1 protein-coding gene is annotated in these 1,054 nt (G+C 72.6%); it reads right to left on the reverse strand.

Features of this window, described 5'->3' with window-relative positions; all coding sequences use genetic code 11:
• On the reverse strand, positions 1-970 hold a 970-nt coding region (locus ACFPL3_RS41995; RefSeq protein WP_379591039.1), incomplete at its 3' end, for a transposase.
• Positions 971-1,054 lie beyond the last annotated feature (84 nt).

A 1,054-nucleotide genomic window follows, 5' to 3' on the forward strand; every position in this document is an offset into this window, starting at 1 on the left:
CGCCGTCCTGCCCGCCGGCGCCGTCCTGCCCGCCGGCGCCGTCCTGCCCGCCGGTGGTGATCGGGGTATCGCAGGTCTCGGTGAGGTGGGCTTTGTACCCGCTCCAGCGCAGCTGGCCCTTGCCGCCGCGGCGGGCATCCAGGTCGTAGGGGGAACGCAGCCGCGTTCTGGCGGGCGGGAGACCGTCGGTGTCGGCCTCCCGCGCCCGGATCACCTCCCGGCCCGGGGCATCGGTGCTGATCAGATAGTGCTGGACGAGCATCACCCGCAGCACCTCGATCGCGGGCAGCCTAGCCAGCCAGGCCGGGGCCTGCGGGTGGTAGATGGCGCGCAACAACGTCCGCGCGTCGGCGCCGTAGGTGCGCATGAGCGCGTCCCGCTTGGCCTTGGACGAGGGCAGCCGCCAGGAATCCACCCGGGCGCCGTAGCGCTCGGCCCAGTCGGCCACCTCGATCGCATCGGACAGCCAGTCCGGCGCTGCCGCCGCGATCGCTTCCACCGCGGCGCGCACGCTCTCCCCGGCCAGCTCGATCCGGGTCAGCTCACGCACCGCCGCCACCACGTGGGTGGAATCGGTGCGTGCCTTGCCGCCAGCCGACAGCAGCCCTTGCTCGACCAGACGCTCCAGCAACAGATCCAGCACCCGCTGTTCCAGGCCGTGCTCGACCACCCGGGTGCGAAACTCCGACAGCACCGAGGCGTCGAACCCCTCATCCTCCAGCCCCAGCCCCAGCGCGTACTTCCACGAGATCTTGTCCCGGACCGCCTCCGCGGCCTGCCGGTCGCTCAGGTTCTCGGCCATCTGCAACACTGTGACCAGCGCCAACCGGCCCGGTGACCACCCCGGCCGGCCCCGCACACCGAACCCGACGGCGAACTCGACGTCCGGGAACAACTCCCCCAACCGATCACGCGCCGCCACCGCCAACGGCGGCTCCCGCCGCGCATACATCGCCCGCACCGCCGCCACGATCTCCGGCGCCGGCTCCGGCCACGGCGTCGGCTGCACCGACATCACACACACCATCCCACGGCCGGGACAGGGATAGGGGCC

The sequence above is a fragment of the Pseudonocardia zijingensis genome (assembly GCF_042657305.1).
GTDB lineage: Bacteria > Actinomycetota > Actinomycetes > Mycobacteriales > Pseudonocardiaceae > Pseudonocardia > Pseudonocardia zijingensis.